This is a genomic window from Pararhizobium capsulatum DSM 1112 (assembly GCF_030814475.1).
GTDB classification, from domain to species: Bacteria; Pseudomonadota; Alphaproteobacteria; order Rhizobiales; family Rhizobiaceae; genus Pararhizobium; species Pararhizobium capsulatum.
This window is the reverse complement of sequence record NZ_JAUSVF010000001.1, coordinates 3078605-3097033: the sequence shown is the minus strand read 5'-3', so window position 1 is coordinate 3097033 and position 18429 is coordinate 3078605. Positions and strand designations below refer to the sequence as shown.

The window sequence follows — 18429 nt, the reverse complement described above, 5'->3', positions numbered from 1 at the left end:
GCCCCACCTCGCCGGCAACGCTTTCCGGTGTATCCGATGGCAGGACGAGGGCGAGTGTGGCACGGGTGGATAGGGCGGGGATTGATGGGGAAGAATGCGATGGCGGTGCGGCTCCTGAATGATTGTTTGCGCGCTCAGCCCGGCACATTTGGATGCGTATTGCGATTCTTATTTAAGCGTGGATCAGAAAGAACTCGCCCTTTGAAAGGTATTGGTTAGAGAGGGAATTTTATAATATCAGCGGTTGTGAATTTTAATGACAACCTCATTGACGGTCTTTTTTAAATAACCAAAGGTTGTGTTCTGGATGAATCATTCGGGCTTGGCTGTGCGTTTTTTGGGATGTGAGGCTGATCCATGAATTTCTTTTCTGGTGGGCATCCGGCTCGTTTTTTGAGCCTGCTGCTCGTATGCTGCATACTATCTGTATCGTTTGGATCAGCGGCGAGTGCGCGCTTTATTTCCCCGGATACGTGGGACCCAACGGTACCCGGTGTAGGCACCAATCGCTATGCTTATTCTCAGAACGATCCGATCAACAAAAGTGATCCAAATGGACATATCGCAGGCCAGCCTGACAAGACAGTTGAGGGGGTTGCGCAAGGGGGCTTTTGGGGAGGCCTCCTAGGAGGACTCCTTGGCGCCGGTTGTGGTTTTGTCGCCGGGGGACCTGCAGGGGCTGTCGCTGGAGGCGCTGCCGGCGTTTACGACGGAGTGATGGGGGGAGCAGTCGTCGGTGGTGTGCTGGGTGTTCACGGCGACATGATGGAGGATAACGAGGCCGGGAGGAACGGTGATAAGAATTTCAGCTCTGGTGGGGCATCCTCCGCTGCGGAAGGAGCTGGCGGTCTAGGTGGCCCTGAGGATGAGGATAAGGACAAACACTCTGTAAAAGATAAGCATGATGCACGTGCTGCAGTCCGAGAAAGTGGTGCAACTCCCTTTGGTAAAAGCGGGCAAGCTTTCAACATCAAAAATGAAACGCAGCTAAATTCCCTTTGGGATAAGCTTAGTTCAGGTGCCAAGCCGGTTCAGGCCAACACCTACAACGGCCAGATGAAGCAATTGAGCGATGGGCAAAGGCTTCGATCGCCAAGGCTGTCAATGGGCCAACGCCAGGAATGGTCTGCAAGCGCCGCGCCGTGTCAGCTTCAGCCGACAATGCCTTGATCTTTGCGGTCCGCTCGTCGATGCGAGCCGTCTTCTCAGCGATCTGTTTCAACAAGTCGCGGCATTCTTCAAGCATCAACGCAGGCAAGTCGCTGTTTAGCCCGTCCAAAATCTCTTCAATACGCTTGAAATGGTTACGACCTTGCGGAACAACATGGCCATATTCATAAAGGCAGGCTCTCAGCGCGTTGACCAGTTCTGTGCGCTGATGGACGAGTCGTTCTCGAGCCCGAAACAAGATCGCCCGGCTCTGCTGATCCGCGGATTTTGGCTCCACGAAGCGCATTTCCGGTCGCTGGGCCGCAATTACGATAGCTTCCGCGTCTGTCGCATCGTTTTTCTGCCGCTTGACGAACGGCCGTACATATTGCGCCGCGATCAGCTTCACTTCGTGGCCAAGCCTAACCATCTCATGTGCCCAGTAATGCGCGCTGCCACAGGCCTCCATCACCACCAATGCCGGTGGGTGTTCCGCCATGAACTTGGAAAAGTTCTGCCGTGACAGCTTCTTTCGAAACCTGACTTGCCCGCTCATCGAAGCACCGTGCAGTTGAAAGACATTCTTTGCCAAATCCACGCCAATCATCGTATCGTTCATAACGGTTGCCGTCCTTTCCGCTCAGTGGTCACAACACCACATCTTGGCACATTGCGATGCCGTCTAGGGAGGGCGGCAACCACCCCATCTGAATCTCTTGCGCAAACAGGAGGTTTGCTATGGGTTCAGCGCTTTCATTGCGGTCGGATTTCGATGGGGCCAGGTTACGGCGTTTGGCTCGCCAGACACGCGATGCCGATCAGGCGCGGCGGCTTCTGGCGCTCGCATTGATCTATGATGGCGGCTCGCGCGCTGATGCTGCCCGGCTTGGCAGCGTTACAGTTCAGATCGTGCGCGATTGGGTGGTTCGCTTCAATGGTCGTGGTCCCGACGGGCTGATCAACGGTAAGGCTCCGGGCAAGCCTTGTCTCCTGAACGACGAACAGCGAACGGCCTTGGCGCAAGCCATCGAGCGCGGACCGACCCCGTATCTGGATGGAGTCGTTCGTTGGCGTCTGTGTGACCTGGCACAATGGATTTGGGAAGAGTTCCGCATCTCGGTGAGCGAGGAGACCCTGGGTCGCGAAGTGCGGGCCATGGGCTACCGCAAGCTTTCGGCTCGCCCAAGACATCATGCGCAAGATGCCGAGGTGGCTGAGGCATTTAAAAAACGTATGGCTCGCCCCGTCTGCAAGTGTTTTGATAGATGTCTAAACAGTCTGCGCCAACGTATCCGGTCTCAGGGCAAATCCCTGGCCAAGATGGAGCTCCGCGCATTCCGATCCTCATAACTTCCTCGGCGGCTAGCGCCATTTTTTTAACCAGGATTTCGGAATACCGATCGACAGTCAGGCCATCTTCACAACCACATGCAGATATCTTCAGCAGCGCTCGCCGGCAGCGCTCGTTGCCGCTATGCTTGGACCACAGGTTCCAAGCCGTTATTGTTGTAGGGACGGCCGCTCTGTAAAACAGCCCAGACGATCCGCGCTAACTTCGCAGCAAGTGCAACGATTGCTTTATTCTTGTGGGCGCGACCAACTAGCGCCCGCAACCATTCGCCAAGAGGTGTGGCGGATTTGGAAAGCACGGGAAGCGCGGCTCGGGCACCATGAATGAGCATCTTTCTCAGATATCCATTTCCCCGTTTCGTGATGCCGAGCAATTTCGGTTTGCCCCCGGTTGTTATCTGCCGCGGCACAAGGCCTAGCCAGGCTGCCAGGTCTCTGCCGCGTCCGAAGGCCCGCGCATCCCCCACTGTCGCTACCAACGCAGTCGCATTGAGAGGCCCGATGCCGGGGATGGTGCCCAGTAGGCGGCATGGTTGATCAGATCGGGCATAGGCTTTGAATTCTTGGTCAAAAGCGGCAATGCGGCGATCCATCTCACTCCACTGTGCCCGCATATCTGCGATGAGGGCCACCGTGCGGCGGCTGAGCGAAAGCCTCTCTTCGTCAGCGTCCAAGTCCAGCCAGATCTCCAGCTTACGACGACCTTGTGGAACGGTAATGCCGCGCTCCAAAAGGATCGCTCGCAATTGATTGATCAAAGCAGTTCGTTCTCCGACTAGACGGTCACGCGCTCGATGGAGGGTCTGCATGTCCAACTGCTCTTCTTCCTTGATGTCAACGAAACGCATGGTCGGACGCGTGGCTGCCTCTGCTATTCCCTCCGCGTCGCGATCATCGTTCTTCTGAGCCTTCACGTACGGACGAACATATTCGGGTGACATAAGCCGAACGTCATGCCCCTGAGACCGCAACTGCCGACCAACATGATGGGCACCACAGCATGCTTCCATTGCCATTATGCAGGACGGCAGGGTTGAGCCGAGTTTGACAACACCCTCACGGCGCAACCGCCGCCGAAGCACGACTTGGCCGCGCTCGTCCAGTCCGACAACGCTACAGCTGTTCTTTCCAAGATCGATACCTAACACTGCTATCTGCATTGCTCTGCTCCTTGTTAAATCCCTTCATGCAAAATGCATGACGCGGGACGGAGGGGCGAGCCATTCCATAACTTCCCCGCCGCTGTGGCAGAAATCGCCGCCGGCCCCGCCAAGGGCAAAGTGATCGAAATCTGGTTTCAGGACGAGGCTCGTATAGGCCAGAAGAACAAGATTACGCGTCGTTGGGCCAAGCGGGGAACAAGGCCGTCCGCGCCACACGACCAGCGAACCCGATCGGCCTATATCTTCGGTGCCATCTGCCCGAAGCAGGGCAAGGCTGCTGCGCTCGTCATGCCGTCGTGCGACACCCATGCCATGAACCAGCACCTGATCGAGATATCCCGCAATGTCGCCGATAACGCACACGCCGTCCTCATCATGGACCAGGCCGGATGGCATATGTCCAACAATCTCCTCGTCCCGGAAAACATCACCATCCTGCCGCTGCCACCCAAATCGCCCGAGTTGAACCCTGTCGAAAACATCTGGCAGTTCATGAGGGACAACTGGCTCTCAAACCGCGTCTTCAAGTCCTACGAGGATATCGTCGACCACTGTTGCTACGCCTGGAAAACACTGCAGGACCGACCATGGAACATCATGTCGATCGGCCGACGCAAATGGGCGCAAGAGTTCTGATCAATGACGGTTGGTATTAACGGCGCAGCAATGCTGGCTAGCAGTTCTTCCGTTTTTGCAATATCCTGATGGGTGGGAACCATATATCGGGTTGCTGTTACCTCCCATTTCAAAGCCCGGGCGGTTTCCGTTTCCAAATACACAACCTTATCGAAATGCTGATTAATTTGAGCAGCAAAGAATTGTGCTGAATCTTCGTTTGGAAAAACAATCGAAAAATCAATATCCCGTGGGGCGGACAGGTTGTGACCCTCGCCTTGCATTCGGTTGAGCACGGCCCCGTTTTCATCATTTGGGAAGTTATTTTCAACCATATCTCACCCTGTTTTCTCGTTGTTTGGTGGAACTGACCAGAGACCTGCAACAGTCGCCATTGGCGCAAAAGCCACCGCCCTTACGCCACGCCCATCGCTTCTGCCGTAATTCTGAAGATCGAACCTCCGCTTCGGTTGTTTCCAGCCATAGGAACTCCAGATGGGGAATTCGAGTCAGGTGGATTATCCTCCACTGCGGCAGGGTGGCGGTCCAAGCGGCCCCGAGGATAAGGATAACAAGCACGAGGTCATCGAGACATTCGAAGTTTTCTACCCCTCAAACCCGCTCCACAAACCCATCCAGCACCCGCTTTTGCCCGGCGCGATCAAAGTCGATCGTCAGCTTGTTGCCTTCGATACCGGCGATGTTGCCGTTGCCGAATTTTATGTGGAAGACGCGGTCGCCGAGGTTGAATTTCGAGGGGGTGTCGACCGTCGATTTGGCGACGAGTTCGCCGTCGATGGTGCGGGCCTTGGGGCCGCTTTCGCCGTAGCCGATGCGCTCGATCGAGACGCCGGAGCGGGTGCCCCAGTTGTCGCGGGTGGCGTCCGTGCGGTTTGCCTGGGCGCGTTTCCAGCCGGGGGTGGAGTAGCTGTTGGCAAAGGGCTCCTGCTTGTCGAAGCGCGACTGGCCGTAGCCGCCGCGGTTGTAGCCGCCATAGGACTGTTCCGTTTCGGCGACATCGACATGGGTGACCGGCAGCTCATCGAGGAAGCGGGAGGGGAGCGTCGATTGCCACAGGCCGTGGATGCGGCGGTTCGAGACGAACCAGATGTGGCAGCGGCGCTTTGCGCGCGTCAGGCCGACATAGGCGAGGCGGCGTTCTTCCTCCAGGCCTGAGCGGCCGCCTTCGTCCAGCGCGCGCTGGTGGGGGAACAGGCCTTCTTCCCAGCCGGGCAGGAAGACGGTTTCGAACTCCAGGCCTTTTGCCGAATGCAGCGTCATGATGTTGACGGCATCGAGGTTTTCGTTCTGCTCGGCGTCCATGACGAGCGCGACGTGTTCGAGGAAGCCGCGCATGGATTCGAAGCTTTCCATCGAGCGGATGAGTTCCTTGAGGTTTTCCAGCCGGCCCGGGGCTTCGGCCGATTTGTCGGCCTTCCACATGTCGGTATAGCCGGATTCCTCCAGGATGGTTTCGGCAAGCTCGGTGTGAGGCGTGGTTTCAAGCAGGCCCTGCCAGCGCTTGAACATGGTGACGACATCGAACAGCGACTTGCGGGCCTTGGCCTTCATCTCGTCGGTTTCGATGAGATCGGTGGCGGCCGCCAGCATCGGGATATCGCGGGCGCGGGCGTAATCATGAAGGGCGCGGACGGAGGTATCGCCGAGGCCGCGCTTGGGGGTGTTGATGATGCGCTCGAAGGCAAGATCGTCGGCCGGCTGGCAAACGAGGCGGAAGAAAGCCATCGCATCGCGGATTTCCATGCGCTCGTAAAAGCGCGGGCCGCCGACGACACGGTAATTGAGGCCGAGCGTGACGAAACGATCTTCGAACTCGCGCATCTGGAAGGAGGCGCGCACCAGGATCGACATGTCGTTGAGCTTGTGTTGCTTGCGCTGGAGCTGTTCGATCTCCTCGCCGACGGCGCGGGCTTCCTCTTCCGAATCCCACGCGGCGTGGACCTGCACCTTCTCGTCGTCCGGGTCGTGGCGATCGGTGAACAGGGTCTTGCCGAGGCGGCCTTCGTTATGGGCGATCAGGTGGCCGGCAGCACCCAGGATATGGGCTGTCGAGCGGTAGTTGCGCTCGAGCTTGATGACCTTGGCGCCGGGGAAGTCCTTTTCGAAGCGCAGGATGTTGTCCACCTCCGCGCCGCGCCAGCCATAGATCGACTGGTCGTCATCACCGACGCAGGAGACATTCTGCGGCTCGCCCTTGGGGCGCTGGGCGAGAAGGCGCAGCCACATATACTGGGCGGTGTTGGTGTCCTGATACTCGTCGACGAGGATGTAGCGGAACTTGGCGTGGTATTCCTTCAGCACATCCGGATAGGCGCGGAACATGCGGATGGGGTGGAGAAGCAGGTCGCCGAAATCGCAGGCGTTCAGCGTCTTCAGGCGGGCCTGGTAGGCGGTATAGAGCTCGCGGCCCTTGCCATTGGCAAAGGCGCGGGCGTCGCCTTCGGGGATATCGGCGGGGCCGAGGCCCTTGTTTTTCCAACCGTCGATCAGCTGCGAGAAGGTTTTTGCCGGCCAGCGCTTGTCGTCGAGGCCTTCGGCCTGGATCAGCTGCTTGATGAGGCGCACGACGTCATCAGTATCGAGGATGGTGAAATCCGAGCGCAGGCCGACGAGTTCGGCGTGGCGGCGGAGCAGCTTGACGCCGATGGAGTGGAAGGTGCCCATCCAGGGCATGCCCTCGACCGCGCCGCCGACGAGCACGCCGACGCGCTCCTTCATCTCGCGGGCCGCCTTGTTGGTGAAGGTGACGGCGAGGATCTGGCTGGGGAAGGCGCGGTTTGACGCGAGGATATGGGCGATGCGGGTGGTGAGCACGCGGGTCTTGCCGGTGCCGGCGCCCGCGAGCACGAGGACCGGGCCTTCGATGGTCTCGACCGCTTCGCGCTGTTCCGCGTTCAGGCCGGAGAGATAGGCGGCAGCCGGGCGGGCGCCATCACGCGCGGCCATGGCGCGGGCGGCGATACCGCCTTGTGCGGCAGGTGGAGATGCCGCGGACTGGCGCTGATCGCGCGGTGCCGGCTCCTCGTCGAAGAAGGGAATGTCGTCAAAACCGTTACTCATGCGGCTCAATGTAGTGATTCGGGGGCGAAAGGCCAGAATTGCGTTCTGCTTTTATTCTGAAGGGAGGGGTTGGGGAGGCAGCAGGTGGTTGGCAATAGGCAGTAGGAGCGCACTGGCCTGAAGGCGCGGCGCGGTCATCGGACTATCTCTTCGCTATTGCCTACTGCCTATTGCCGACTGCCTCCCACAGATGCCGATCGATATCGGTCAGGCATGCCTTTCCGCCCTCAATTTGATGAAATCTGCTTTTATTACAATTGCGTAATGATGGCATTCCGGGATTGCCTGCTGCGCCGCAAAAGCCGATAGTTCAACGAAAACAATTCATGTCCTGCGCATCGCGCCTGTCTGGTGCGAAATGGCCAGGATCGAAATTCCGATCTGGAGATATTCATGCGGCTTTGGAAACAGCTGTTGATCTGTGCATTCGTGCTCGTCGTCGGGCTGGCTGCCTGGGTCCATTTTGTGCCGGGAGCTGCAGCCAAGCTGACCGGCCTTGGTGTTCCCGAAAGCGTGGTCGCACTGGTGGCAAAGCCTGAAGCCAAGGGCGAGGGCGGTAACGGCGGAAACCGGCGCAACGGCGGCGGTTTTGCCAATGCCCCACCGCTCGTGGTGACGGAGCCGGTGGGCGAAGCTGTCGTCAACGACCGGCTTTCGGCGATCGGCAATGGCGATGCCATCCTCTCCGTGACGGTGACGCCGCTTTCGACCGGCAATCTGACCGAGGTTCTCGTCAAGTCCGGCGACAGGGTCGAGAAGGGGCAGGTCATCGCCCGCCTCGACAGCGACGACCAGAAGGTTGCGACGGAACAGGCGCGCGTGGCCGTGGCAAGTGCCCAGGAAAAGGTCGATCGCAACCGCAAGCTTGGAAATGCGGTGTCCGTTGCCATTCTGCGTGAAGCGGAATTTGCCGAGCAGGCAGCCCAGCTTGACCTGCAGAAGGCGGAGCTTGATCTGAAGCGCCGCGATATCGTGGCGCCCTCGCAGGGCATTGCGGGCATCATCACGGTCAATCCGGGCGATTACGTCACGACCTCGACGCCGATTGCCGTCATTGATGATCGGTCGCAGATTCTTGTCGATTTCTGGGTGCCGGAGCGTTTCTCCAACAAGATTTCGGTCGGCCAGGAAATCTCGGCCTCCGCGATCGCCATTCCGGCATCCGAGCTGTCGGGCGCCATCTATGCGATCGACAACCGTGTCGATCAGGCCAGCCGGACGCTGCGCGTGCGTGCCCGCATCGAAAATCCGGATGATACGCTGCGCGCTGGCATGTCGTTCTCGGTCATTGCCCGTTTCCCCGGAGATACCTTCCCGACAGTCAATCCGCTCTCGGTCCAGTGGAGTGCCGATGGCTCCTATGTCTGGCGTGTCGAGGATGGGAAATCGCAGCGGGTTCCGGTCAAGATCATCCAGCGCAATTCCGACAAGGTATTGGTCGAAGCGGAGCTTTCCAAGGGCCAGGACGTGGTGATGGAAGGCGTGCAGCGCCTGCGCGACGGCGGTGAGGTGAAGCTGCTGAAGCAGGGCGAGGGCCAGCAGCGGCAGAAGAAGCAAAGTAGCGGCGACGGCGAGCAGAAGGTCTCGGAAGCCGAGGTGGTAAAGTGAGCGGGGGCCCGAAAAAGGGCGGAACCGCCGGCTTCACAGCACTTTTCATCCGCCGGCCGATCTTTGCGCTGGTCGTCAATACGCTGATCGTCGTGGCTGGCCTTGCGGCGCTGAACGGCATCGAGATCCGCGAACTCCCCCAGGTCGACCAGCCGGTCGTCTCGATCAACACGACATTCGATGGGGCCGCTCCGGAAACTGTGGATCAGGAAATTACCTCGGTTATCGAGGGCGCGGTTTCACGCGTGCAGGGGATCAAGAACATCTCCTCGACCTCGCAATATGCCCAGAGCCGGGTGACCCTGCAGTTTTCCAACACGACGGATATCGGGCAGGCCTCCAACGACGTGCGCGATGCTGTCGGCCGTATCTCCGGCCAGCTTCCCGACGATGCGGACGAACCGACCATCGTCAAGGCCGATTCCGACAGCCAGCCGATCATGCGGCTGGCGCTCACCTCCGACACGCTGTCGATGGAAGACCTGACGCTGCTTGCCGAAAACGAGATCACCGACCGGCTTGCCGCCGTCGAGGGCGTCGCTGATGTCCAGATCAATGGCGAGCAGGAGAAGATCTTCCGCATCGACGTCAACCAGTCGAAGCTTGCCGGGCGCGGGCTGACGATCGCCAACCTGCGGACGGCGCTGGCGACGGCCTCACTCGACGTACCGGCGGGATCGCTGACAAGCGCCAACCAGGATATCTCGGTGCGGGCGACGGCCGACCTGCAGACGCCGGAGCAGTTCGAGCAACTGGTGCTTGGAGACAATATCCGGCTTGGCGATATCGCCACCGTCACGCTCGGGCCTGACGTCGGTACATCATCGCTGCGCTCGAACGGCCGCCAGGGCATCGGCCTCGGCATCATTCGTCAGGCGCAGTCCAACACGCTCGATATATCCGAAGGCGTGAAGAAGGCGGTTGCGACCATTGCGCAGATCTTGCCTGAGGGCACGCAACTGGCGGTTACCAGCGACGACGCGGTGTTCATCGACGGGGCGATCCATGAGGTCGAGATTGCGCTCTTCGCTTCGGTCGTGATCGTGACGCTCGTCATCTACATGTTCCTGCTCGATTGGCGGGCGACGCTCATTCCAGTGCTGACCATGCCGATCGCGCTGGTTGGTACCTGCGCGGCGATCTATCTTGCCGGGTTCTCGATCAACATCCTGACGCTGCTGGCGATCGTGCTGGCGACCGGCCTTGTGGTCGATGACGCGATCGTGGTGCTGGAGAATATCGTGCGACGGCGATCCGAAGGGCTCGGGCCGCGGGCAGCGGCCGTGCTCGGTACGCTGGAAGTGTTCTTTGCGGTTATCGCCACGACGGCGACGCTGGCGGCGGTGTTCGTGCCGCTGTCGTTCCTGCCCGGCCAGACCGGTGCCCTCTTCCGGGAATTCGGCTTCGTGCTGGCCTTTGCGATCCTTCTGTCGGCCTTCGTGGCGTTGACGCTCTGCCCGATGCTGGCATCGCGCATGCTGACGGCCCATAGCGACGACCATCAGCACTCCGGCTTCATGGGCAAGGTCGGTGCCTTTGCTGCCGGCTTCTATCGCCGGACGCTGCGCGCCTGCCTGAACACGCCACTCGTGGTCTTCATGGTGGCGGGCATGGTCACGGCTGCGGGTGCGGGCGCCTTCACGCTGCTGAAGTCGGAACTCACGCCGACGGAAGACCGGGCACGCATCATGATGCGGGTACAGGCGCCGCAGGGCGTGTCGCTTGAATATACGCAGGCCCAGATGCGCAAGCTGGAAGATGGCCTGAAGCCGATGATGGACAATGGCGAGATCGACAATGTCTTTTCCGTCTCCGGTCAGGGCGGCTCGGTCAATACCGGCTTCATGGTGCTGACCCTTGCACCCTGGGATGGGCGGGAGCGCACCCAGCAGCAGATCGCTGCCGACATCACCAAGCTGGCAAATGGCATCCCTTCGGTGCGGGTCTTCCCGATGCAGCCGAACAGCCTGGGTATCCGCGGCGCGGGCAACGGGCTGCAGGTCGCGCTGGTCGGCAATGACTATGCCAAGCTCGGCGATGCCGCCAACAAGCTGGTGCGCCAGATGGAGGACAGCGGCCATTTCCAGAACGTGCGGCTGAACTACGACCCGAACCAGGCGCAGCTTTCCGTGACGATCGATCGCGAGCGGGCGTCCGACCTCGGCATCGATATCGTCGGATTGTCAGCGGGCATGCAGGCGATGCTCGATGGCAACAGCGTGCTTGATGTCTATGTCAACGGCGACTCCTATCCGGTGAAGCTGCTGTCGACCACCAATCCGGTGAATGACCCGACGGACCTGCAGAACATCTTCCTGAAGACGGGCGACGGGCGCATCGTGCCGATGTCATCCATTGCAACGATCGAGGAGCGGGCGATCGCGCCGCAGCTGTCGCGCGAATCGCAGCTGCGTGCGGTGTCGCTTTCTGCGAGCTTGAGCGACGATCTTGCGCTTGGCGACGCTCTGACGATGGTGCAGCAGATGGCCGAGCCGCTCCTGCCGCCGGGATCACGGATCGTGCCGCTCGCGGAGGCCGCGACGCTCAATGAAAATTCGAGCGGGCTGCTTGTGACCTTCGGCTTTGCACTGGTCATCATCTTCCTGGTGCTGGCCGCGCAGTTCGAGAGCCTGATCAGCGGCGTGATCATCATGGTGACGGTGCCGCTTGGCCTTGCCTGTGCTGTCTTTGCCATGCTGATGACGGGCAACACGCTGAACATCTACAGCCAGATCGGGCTGGTGCTGCTTGTCGGTATCATGGCGAAGAACGGCATCCTGATCGTCGAATTCGCCAATCAACTTCGGGACCGCGGGCAGGACCTGCGCTCGGCCATCGAGAATGCCGCCAATATCCGCCTGCGGCCCGTGATGATGACGATGATCGCGACCATCGTCGGCGCCCTGCCGCTGGTGATGGCAAGCGGGGCAGGGGCGGAAGCCCGCGTCGCGCTCGGCTGGGTGCTGGTGGGGGGGCTCGGCCTTGCAACTGTTGTCACGCTCTATCTGACGCCGGTCGCCTATCTGGTCATCGCGCGCTTCACCAAGCCGCAGGTGGACGAGGAACGGCGTTTGCAGCGCGAGATGGAGGCTGCAGAGCAGATGCCGGTGGCGCCTGCGGAGTAGGTTGATGCAGGGCGTCGCGGCACATTCCAAGCCAGTCGCCCCCTCATCCGACCCTTCGGGCCACTTTCTCCCCGCTGGGGAGAAGAGGAAGCAAACCGGACGTCCGATAGTCTGGCCACGTACGAGAAAAGGGGGCGACGGGCCATCCGACCGCGGTTTGTGACCGCGTGGCCGCACCTTGCCAAGAAAGCGCTGAACCCGCATGAAGTTGCGGGTGAAGTGCTGGACAAAATGATTCCGATTTGCACAGTACCGCCTTGAAAAGAGCGGATATTTCCTTTTCCTTGTGATGTTCGGGAAAAGGAGCTTCGCAGCCGTGTGCTGCGGGGGGAGGGAGCAAGCGGGCATGGCACTGAGCGCAATCAAGACCGGAAGACGCAATGAGAGCGGAATTGCGGCCGTTATCGCGGCGCTGTCCGAGCGCTTCGGCGAGCGGCTGCAGACGGGTGAAGCGGTGCGGGCCCAGCATGCGCACACCACGACCTATATTCCTGGGCAGTTGCCCGATGCGGTTGTCTTTCCGCAAAGCTCCGAAGAGGTGCAGGCGATCGTTGCGCTTGCCAGCGAGCACAAGGTTCCGCTGATTGCCTTCGGCACCGGCTCTTCGCTTGAGGGCCACATCAACGCACCCTTTGGCGGCATCAGCGTCGATATGGGCCGGATGGACCGGGTTCTCGAGGTCAACGCCAGCGATTTCGACTGTACCGTGGAGCCCGGTATTACCCGCGAGGCGCTGAACACCTACCTGCGCGATACCGGCCTGTTCTTCCCGATCGATCCGGGGGCCAATGCCTCGATTGGCGGCATGGCCTCGACGCGGGCGTCGGGCACCAATGCGGTTCGTTACGGCACGATGAAGGACAATGTTCTGGCGCTGACGGTGGTGACAGCGGGGGCTAAGGAAATTCGCACGGCGCACCGGGCGAAGAAATCATCGACCGGCTATGACCTGACCCGGCTCTTCGTTGGGGCCGAGGGCACGCTTGGCATCATCACCTCGATCACGCTGAGGCTGCAGGGCATCCCGGAAACGATTGCCGGCGGCGTCTGCTCGTTTCCGACGACAGCTGACGCCTGCAACACCGTGATCCTGACCATACAGTCGGGAATTCCGGTGGCGCGTATCGAGCTTCTCGACGAGACGCAGATGCGGGCGAGCAACGCCTATTCCGGGCTTACATTCCCCGAACAGCCGACATTGTTCGTCGAATTCCACGGTAATCCGGAGACGGTGGCATTGCAGTCGCGCCAGTTTGCGGAGATTGCGGCGGAGTTTGGCGGCACCGAGTTTCGCTCCACTGCCAATCTCGAAGAGCGCAACCAGCTGTGGAAGGCGCGGCACAATGCCTATTGGGCGCAGAAGAGCCTGATGCCGGGCGGCGGGATCATCTCGACGGATGTCTGCGTGCCGATATCGCGGCTGGCCGATTGCGTTGAGGCCACCCAGGAAGATATTCGCGCCCATGGCCTTCTGGCGCCGATCGTCGGCCATGCGGGCGACGGCAATTTTCATGTCGGCCTGCTCTTCGACGACAAGGATCCGGCGGATATTGCCAAGGCGGAGGCCTTCGTTGCGCGGCTGAACGACCGGGCGCTTTCAATGGACGGAACCTGCACGGGCGAACACGGCATCGGCCAGGGCAAGATGCCTTTCCTAGAGAAGGAGCTTGGTGATGCGCTCGATCTGATGCGGCAGATCAAGCATGGGCTTGATCCGGACAATATCTTCAATCCGGGCAAGATTTTTGCCATGTGAAAACGCATCGCTGATGCTAAGGAGTGAGGGATAGCGTCCCGGTGGCGCCGTCGCGTATCTTTCCCCTCTTTGAAGCGTTGTGCATCATGGTGGCGGGAGTGCGCTCGTTGCAGGAACACGGCCTTGTCGCCCGATGGGTGAAGGTCCTGAATATAGGGTAGGGTTTTAGAGCTGGTGCTTTCGCGAATTCTGGTTTTCGTTGGCAGTCTCCTGGTGGCGGCGCTTTTTGCGGCTCTGATCGCACCGCTATTCATTGACTGGACCGATTTTCGCCAGGAGTTCCAGCGCGAGGCGAGCCGGATCATGGGGCGGCCGGTCGTCGTCCATGGCAGTGTCGATGCGCGGCTTCTTCCCTTTCCTTCCGTGACCCTGAATGATGTGCGTGTTGGCGAGAACGAGGCTGGTGAGCCGCTCATCCAGGTCGCGCATTTTTCGATGGATGCGGAACTCGCGCCGTTCCTGAGCGGCGAGGCGCTCATCTTCGACATGCGGCTGGACACGCCAAAGGCAAAGATCAAGCTTCTGCCTGATGGTACGCTCGACTGGGCGCGGGGCCGTAGGGCTGCCATTCCGGCCAAGATCGTGGTTCTGGAAAATGTCGAGATCAGCAACGGCCAGATCGATTTCATTGACGAACAGACGGGCCGGACACGCCGCATCACCGACCTGAATGCGGATCTTTCCGCCCGCTCGCTGGCGGGGCCGTGGAAGGTGGAGGGTCGGGCGGCGCTGGACGGGGAGGCGGGAAGCTTCCTGTTTTCCAGCAGCGAAATCGACGAGAAAGGCGAGCTTGGCTTGCGCGCAAAGCTCGTGCCTGACAAACGTCCTTTCGGCGTCGAGCTTGACGGCAATCTGAAGATCGTCGATTTCAGGCCGGTCTATCAGGGCAAGTTCACGCTGACGGAGAACCGTTCCGCCGAAGCCCAGAAGGCGGACGATGCTGCAGCACTTCGGGTGAACGGCGAGTTCGAACTCACCAACGAGCGCATCCGCGTGCCGGACTACCGGCTTGAGATCGGATCGAAGGACGATCCCTATCTGGTGACCGGCGAAGCGACGCTGGATACCGGCAAGGAGCCGGAATTCCTGCTTTTGGCGGATGGTCAGCAGATCGACGTCAGCCGCATTGGCAACACTGGCGAAGCTGGCAAGACCGGGCGCGATCCGGCGATTTCCGTGCGCCAGCGCCTGTCCGCCGCCCTGGCGATCGCAGCAGACATTCCGATCCCGTCCGTGCCGGGACGGGCGAGCCTCAAGCTGCCGGCCATCGTGATCGGCGATACCACCGTTCGCGAAGTTCGGCTCGATCTGCGCCCCGATGGTAGCGGCTGGATCATCGATAACGCCGTGGCGCAACTGCCGGGGCGCACGCAGCTGGAGGCCAAGGGGCGGCTCGACCTCAAGGGGACGCGTGCCTTCCGGGGCAACCTGCTGATCGCCTCCAACCAACCATCCGGTCTCGCGGCGTGGCTCGCCGGCTCAGTCGATCCGGCGCTGAGGACGCTGAAGACGGCGGGTTTTTCTGCCACCGTCAATCTGACGGATACGCTGCAGCAGTTCGAGCGGCTGGAGATTGCCGCCGGACCAGCAGTTCTTCATGGCCGGATCGAACGGCAGGCGTTGGACGGCGTGCCGCCCAGCCTTTCGCTGAAGCTGCAGGGAAACCAGATCGATCTCGATGCGCTACGCGCACTGACGGGGCTTGTTGCGGGAGATTCCTCGAATGAAACCGTTCTGGCCCATACGATTGCCGCTGACCTTTCGGCCGAAAAGTTTTCGGCCTTCGGGGAGGATGCGCGGGATGTTCAGCTGGTTGTCACGCTGAAGAATGGCCAGCTGCAGGCCGAGCGCGTCTCGATCGGTGATCTTGCCGGCGCGCGGCTGGCGCTCTCGGGCCGCATGAGTGGCGACATGTCGTCGCCGGTCGTCTCGGCCAAGATGAAGCTTGCTTCACCAGACCTGACACCGTTTCTGGCGATGATTGCACGGCATGCGCCGGCGCATCCGATCCTGGACCGGATGATCGTGGCCGGCCCATATTACACCGATGCCGCGCTTGACTTTACGCTGACGGCCGGCGGGCAGGAGGGCAAGGCGCCGGCCGCTTTCGGCGTTGTCGGCACGTCCAACGGCTCCAAGATTGCCGCCAACTATCAGGCACCCAGCATCGCCCAGGCGCTTTCCGGCGACGGCATCATGCTGGAAGCCACGCTCGAAAACCCCTCGACGCCGCTGCTTCTTGGGCAGGCTGGCCTCGATCCGCTGCCTTTCGATGCAGAGGCCAATGGTGTGCTGTCGCTGAAGCTGCAGGGCACCGATGGCAGCCGTGCCAACGGCACCTTGAGCTTTACCTCGGAACACAGTTCGTTCTCGGCCAATGGCGAGGTTGATCTTGCGCGTGACAATTTCCTCGATGGTCGCGGTTCCCTGACGCTTGAGAGCCAGGACATCGAGCCCTTTCTTATGCTGAAGGGCATCGGTCTGCCGCAGATGGGGACGGGGCTTCCGATCTCGCTCAAGGCGAATGTGGAAAGCTCGAAGGATGCGGTCGCGGTTTCGGGCATCGAGGGGCGTGCCGATGGCAATGCATTCAACGGCGCGGTTTCTTTCGACCGCACCGTGCCCGGCAAGGCAGCGGGCGACCTTGCCTTTGACACCATCGATCTCGGCTGGCTCGGAGAGGCAATGCTGGGGCCGGTCGACAACATCGTGGAGGGTGGTCTTTCGCAGACGCCGGTGGCCCTTTCCGGCTGGAGCGGGTTTGATGTCGCTCTCGGTATCAAGGCAAAGGCGTTCTGGCCGGGTGTCTACGGGGCCGTGTCTGATATGTCCGGCAAGATGCTCTGGAAGGGTGACCAGGTCGAGCTCGCGGATATTTCCGGCGGCTGGCTCGGCGGCAAGGCGGAAGGCCGCATCCTGATCGGCAGCGGAGATGGTTCCGGCTTCCTGCAGACGAAGATAGGGGTCACCGACGGCGACCTTGCATCGGCCGTTTGGAAAAAATCGGGTGCGGCAGTCGCGTCCGGCCGCTTCGATCTGACGATGGGTATGGAGACCTCCGGTACCTCCGTTCGTGCCATGGCGGAAGGCATGAGCGGATCGGGAACGGCAACCTTGCGTGATGTGGTGGTCAAGGGGATCGATACCGGCTCCCTGCCGGCCGTGATCGCCGCTGCCGACGCCGTACAGGGCGAGATTTCGCCATCGACGATCGAGAAGGATGCGCAACGGGCCATTCTGGCGGGAGAGTCGGCGATCGGCGCCGTGACCGTGCCGTTCAACATTGCCGGCGGCAGGCTCAGGGCGCAGAACGTCACGGCGGCCAACGAGGGCGCCAGCATATCGGCCGACGCCGAGCTTTCCTTCCCGGAGGACCGCATGACGGGTTCCGCGACCGTCAAGTTCGATGCCGGCGACGCAGCGCTGGCCGGCGCCGAGCCGCAGGTGCGACTCGACTACCAGGGGGTGCTGGAGGCGCCGGGTGTGACGATGGACGTCACCGACCTTTCGAATTTCCTGTCGCTTCGTGCGTTCGAGCGCGAGCGGCGGCGTGTCGAGACGCTGCAGGCAAATGTGCTCGAGAAGCAACGGCTGCGCCGCGAAGTCGCGCTGTACAAGGCGAAGGCAGCCGAGCGGGCGGCAGAGAAGTTGCGGGCGGAAGAGGAAGTCCGTCGTCGTGTATTGGCGGCCGAGCTGGCGGCCAAGCAGAAGGCGGAAGCCGAAGCGCGCGCTGCGGCGGAGAAGGCCGCGGCAGAGGCTGCGGCAAAAGCCGCCGAGGATGCAGCCAGAGCGCAGCAGCAGGACCCATCCGGCATTGCACCCTTCAAGATACCCGTGGAGCCCGGGCAAGAGGTCGAGCGCGGCGGGGCCTTGCCGAATGCGGACGGGACAACGCCGGATACGCCTGCTGTGCAGCCCGGCACGGTCACGCCATCGCAACCGCTCGATTTCAACACGCTTCCCGGTGTCGGCGTTCAGCAATAGGAGCCTGCGCTGCCATCGCGGCGAGATGTTTCAGGGAGATGTGGTCCCAAAACGCTTCAGCCATTCCAGCACATGGACCCGGAGCGCAGAGGACAGGTTGCTTTCGGCTTCGCGGGCATCGTCGATCTCCGCGATCAGGCGGGCGATCGGCATGTCGCGGGTTTCGGCGATCGCCTTCAACTCCTGCCAGAAGGGTTCTTCCAGGGAAAAGCTGGTGCGATGGCCGTGCAGGGTTGCCGAATGTTTCCGGATCACGGTCGAGCCTCGCAAAGTGATTCAAGTCTGTCGGAAAATGATTCCGGATACGAAGGCAAGTTATTGAAAGACGTCGCCTTTATTCATCGGCGGAAAGCTGCCGGAGGCGCAGGCTACGAACCGGGGGGGTCGTCCGGCGGTTCGCGTTTCCCGGCTTCGTGCGCGCGCGTGGACTTCTCGTTTAACGCACGCGTCAGGGTCTTTTCGGCTTTGGTTCGGCCGAATGAGATACGGTTCTGCTCGGCACGCTTTTCCTTCTCGTCGCGCGCCCTGGTCTTGCGGAACTGTCTCAGATTGACGACATCGCCTGTCATGTCACGCCTGCCTTGAAGGGCCGCAAACG

11 protein-coding genes and 1 pseudogene are annotated in these 18429 nt (G+C 60.9%); 6 read left to right on the top strand and 6 right to left on the bottom strand.

The features are described 5' to 3' along the window. Window positions 1–1009: 1009 nt before the first annotated feature. A complete protein-coding gene (locus tag QO002_RS15065; RefSeq protein ID WP_307231043.1) occupies window positions 1010–1768 on the bottom strand; it encodes an IS110 family RNA-guided transposase in 759 nt (252 codons plus the stop codon). 119 nt (window positions 1769–1887) lie between these two features. Here QO002_RS15065 and QO002_RS15060 point away from each other — a divergent pair, with 119 nt between their 5' ends. Then, complete coding sequence (locus QO002_RS15060; protein WP_370878499.1) at window positions 1888–2499, top strand: helix-turn-helix domain-containing protein; 612 nt, start codon at window positions 1888–1890, stop codon at window positions 2497–2499. Between the two features lie 122 nt (window positions 2500–2621). Here QO002_RS15060 and QO002_RS15055 read toward each other — a convergent pair whose 3' ends face one another. After that, window positions 2622–3659 carry an IS110 family RNA-guided transposase gene (locus QO002_RS15055; protein ID WP_307231041.1) on the bottom strand — a complete coding sequence of 346 codons (1038 nt, stop codon included), beginning with the start codon at window positions 3657–3659 and terminating at the stop codon, window positions 2622–2624. Between the two features lie 72 nt (window positions 3660–3731). Between QO002_RS15055 and QO002_RS15050 the strand changes: the two are divergent. Then, window positions 3732–4298: pseudogene (locus QO002_RS15050) on the top strand (IS630 family transposase); the annotation flags it as partial. Here the strand turns inward: QO002_RS15050 and QO002_RS30895 are convergent. Continuing rightward, entirely contained in the window at window positions 4220–4612 is a 393-nt protein-coding gene (locus tag QO002_RS30895) for a ribonuclease E inhibitor RraB (RefSeq protein ID WP_370878498.1), read from the bottom strand. The pseudogene QO002_RS15050 and the gene QO002_RS30895 sit on opposite strands and share 79 nt — an antisense overlap. Window positions 4613–4889: 277 nt before the next feature. After that, window positions 4890–7358: an ATP-dependent helicase gene (locus tag QO002_RS15045; protein ID WP_307231039.1), complete on the bottom strand. Its 2469-nt coding sequence runs from the start codon at window positions 7356–7358 to the stop codon at window positions 4890–4892. 393 nt (window positions 7359–7751) lie between these two features. Here QO002_RS15045 and QO002_RS15040 point away from each other — a divergent pair, with 393 nt between their 5' ends. The 4 genes from QO002_RS15040 to QO002_RS15025 all read left to right on the top strand — a co-directional run bounded on the left by QO002_RS15040 (window position 7752) and on the right by QO002_RS15025 (window position 17831). Next, window positions 7752–8966: an efflux RND transporter periplasmic adaptor subunit gene (locus tag QO002_RS15040; protein WP_307231037.1), complete on the top strand. Its 1215-nt coding sequence runs from the start codon at window positions 7752–7754 to the stop codon at window positions 8964–8966. Next, window positions 8963–12091, top strand: a complete 3129-nt coding sequence (locus QO002_RS15035) for an efflux RND transporter permease subunit (protein ID WP_307231035.1) — start codon at window positions 8963–8965, stop codon at window positions 12089–12091. Before QO002_RS15040 ends, QO002_RS15035 begins: the two co-directional genes overlap by 4 nt. A 346-nt stretch (window positions 12092–12437) precedes the next feature. Beyond that, the gene (locus tag QO002_RS15030) at window positions 12438–13847 is read left to right on the top strand and encodes an FAD-binding oxidoreductase (RefSeq protein ID WP_307231033.1); all 1410 of its coding nucleotides are present in this window, start codon (window positions 12438–12440) and stop codon (window positions 13845–13847) included. A 174-nt stretch (window positions 13848–14021) separates the two neighbouring features. Then, window positions 14022–17831 carry an AsmA family protein gene (locus QO002_RS15025; protein ID WP_307231031.1) on the top strand — a complete coding sequence of 1270 codons (3810 nt, stop codon included), beginning with the start codon at window positions 14022–14024 and terminating at the stop codon, window positions 17829–17831. 30 nt (window positions 17832–17861) lie between these two features. Here the strand turns inward: QO002_RS15025 and QO002_RS15020 are convergent, their stop codons facing one another. Further along, the gene (locus tag QO002_RS15020; protein WP_307231029.1) at window positions 17862–18086 is read right to left on the bottom strand and encodes a ribbon-helix-helix domain-containing protein; all 225 of its coding nucleotides are present in this window, start codon (window positions 18084–18086) and stop codon (window positions 17862–17864) included. 113 nt (window positions 18087–18199) lie between these two features. Further along, window positions 18200–18400, bottom strand: coding sequence for a DUF4169 family protein (locus QO002_RS15015; protein ID WP_307231027.1), 201 nt, complete (start codon window positions 18398–18400; stop codon window positions 18200–18202). Window positions 18401–18429 lie beyond the last annotated feature (29 nt).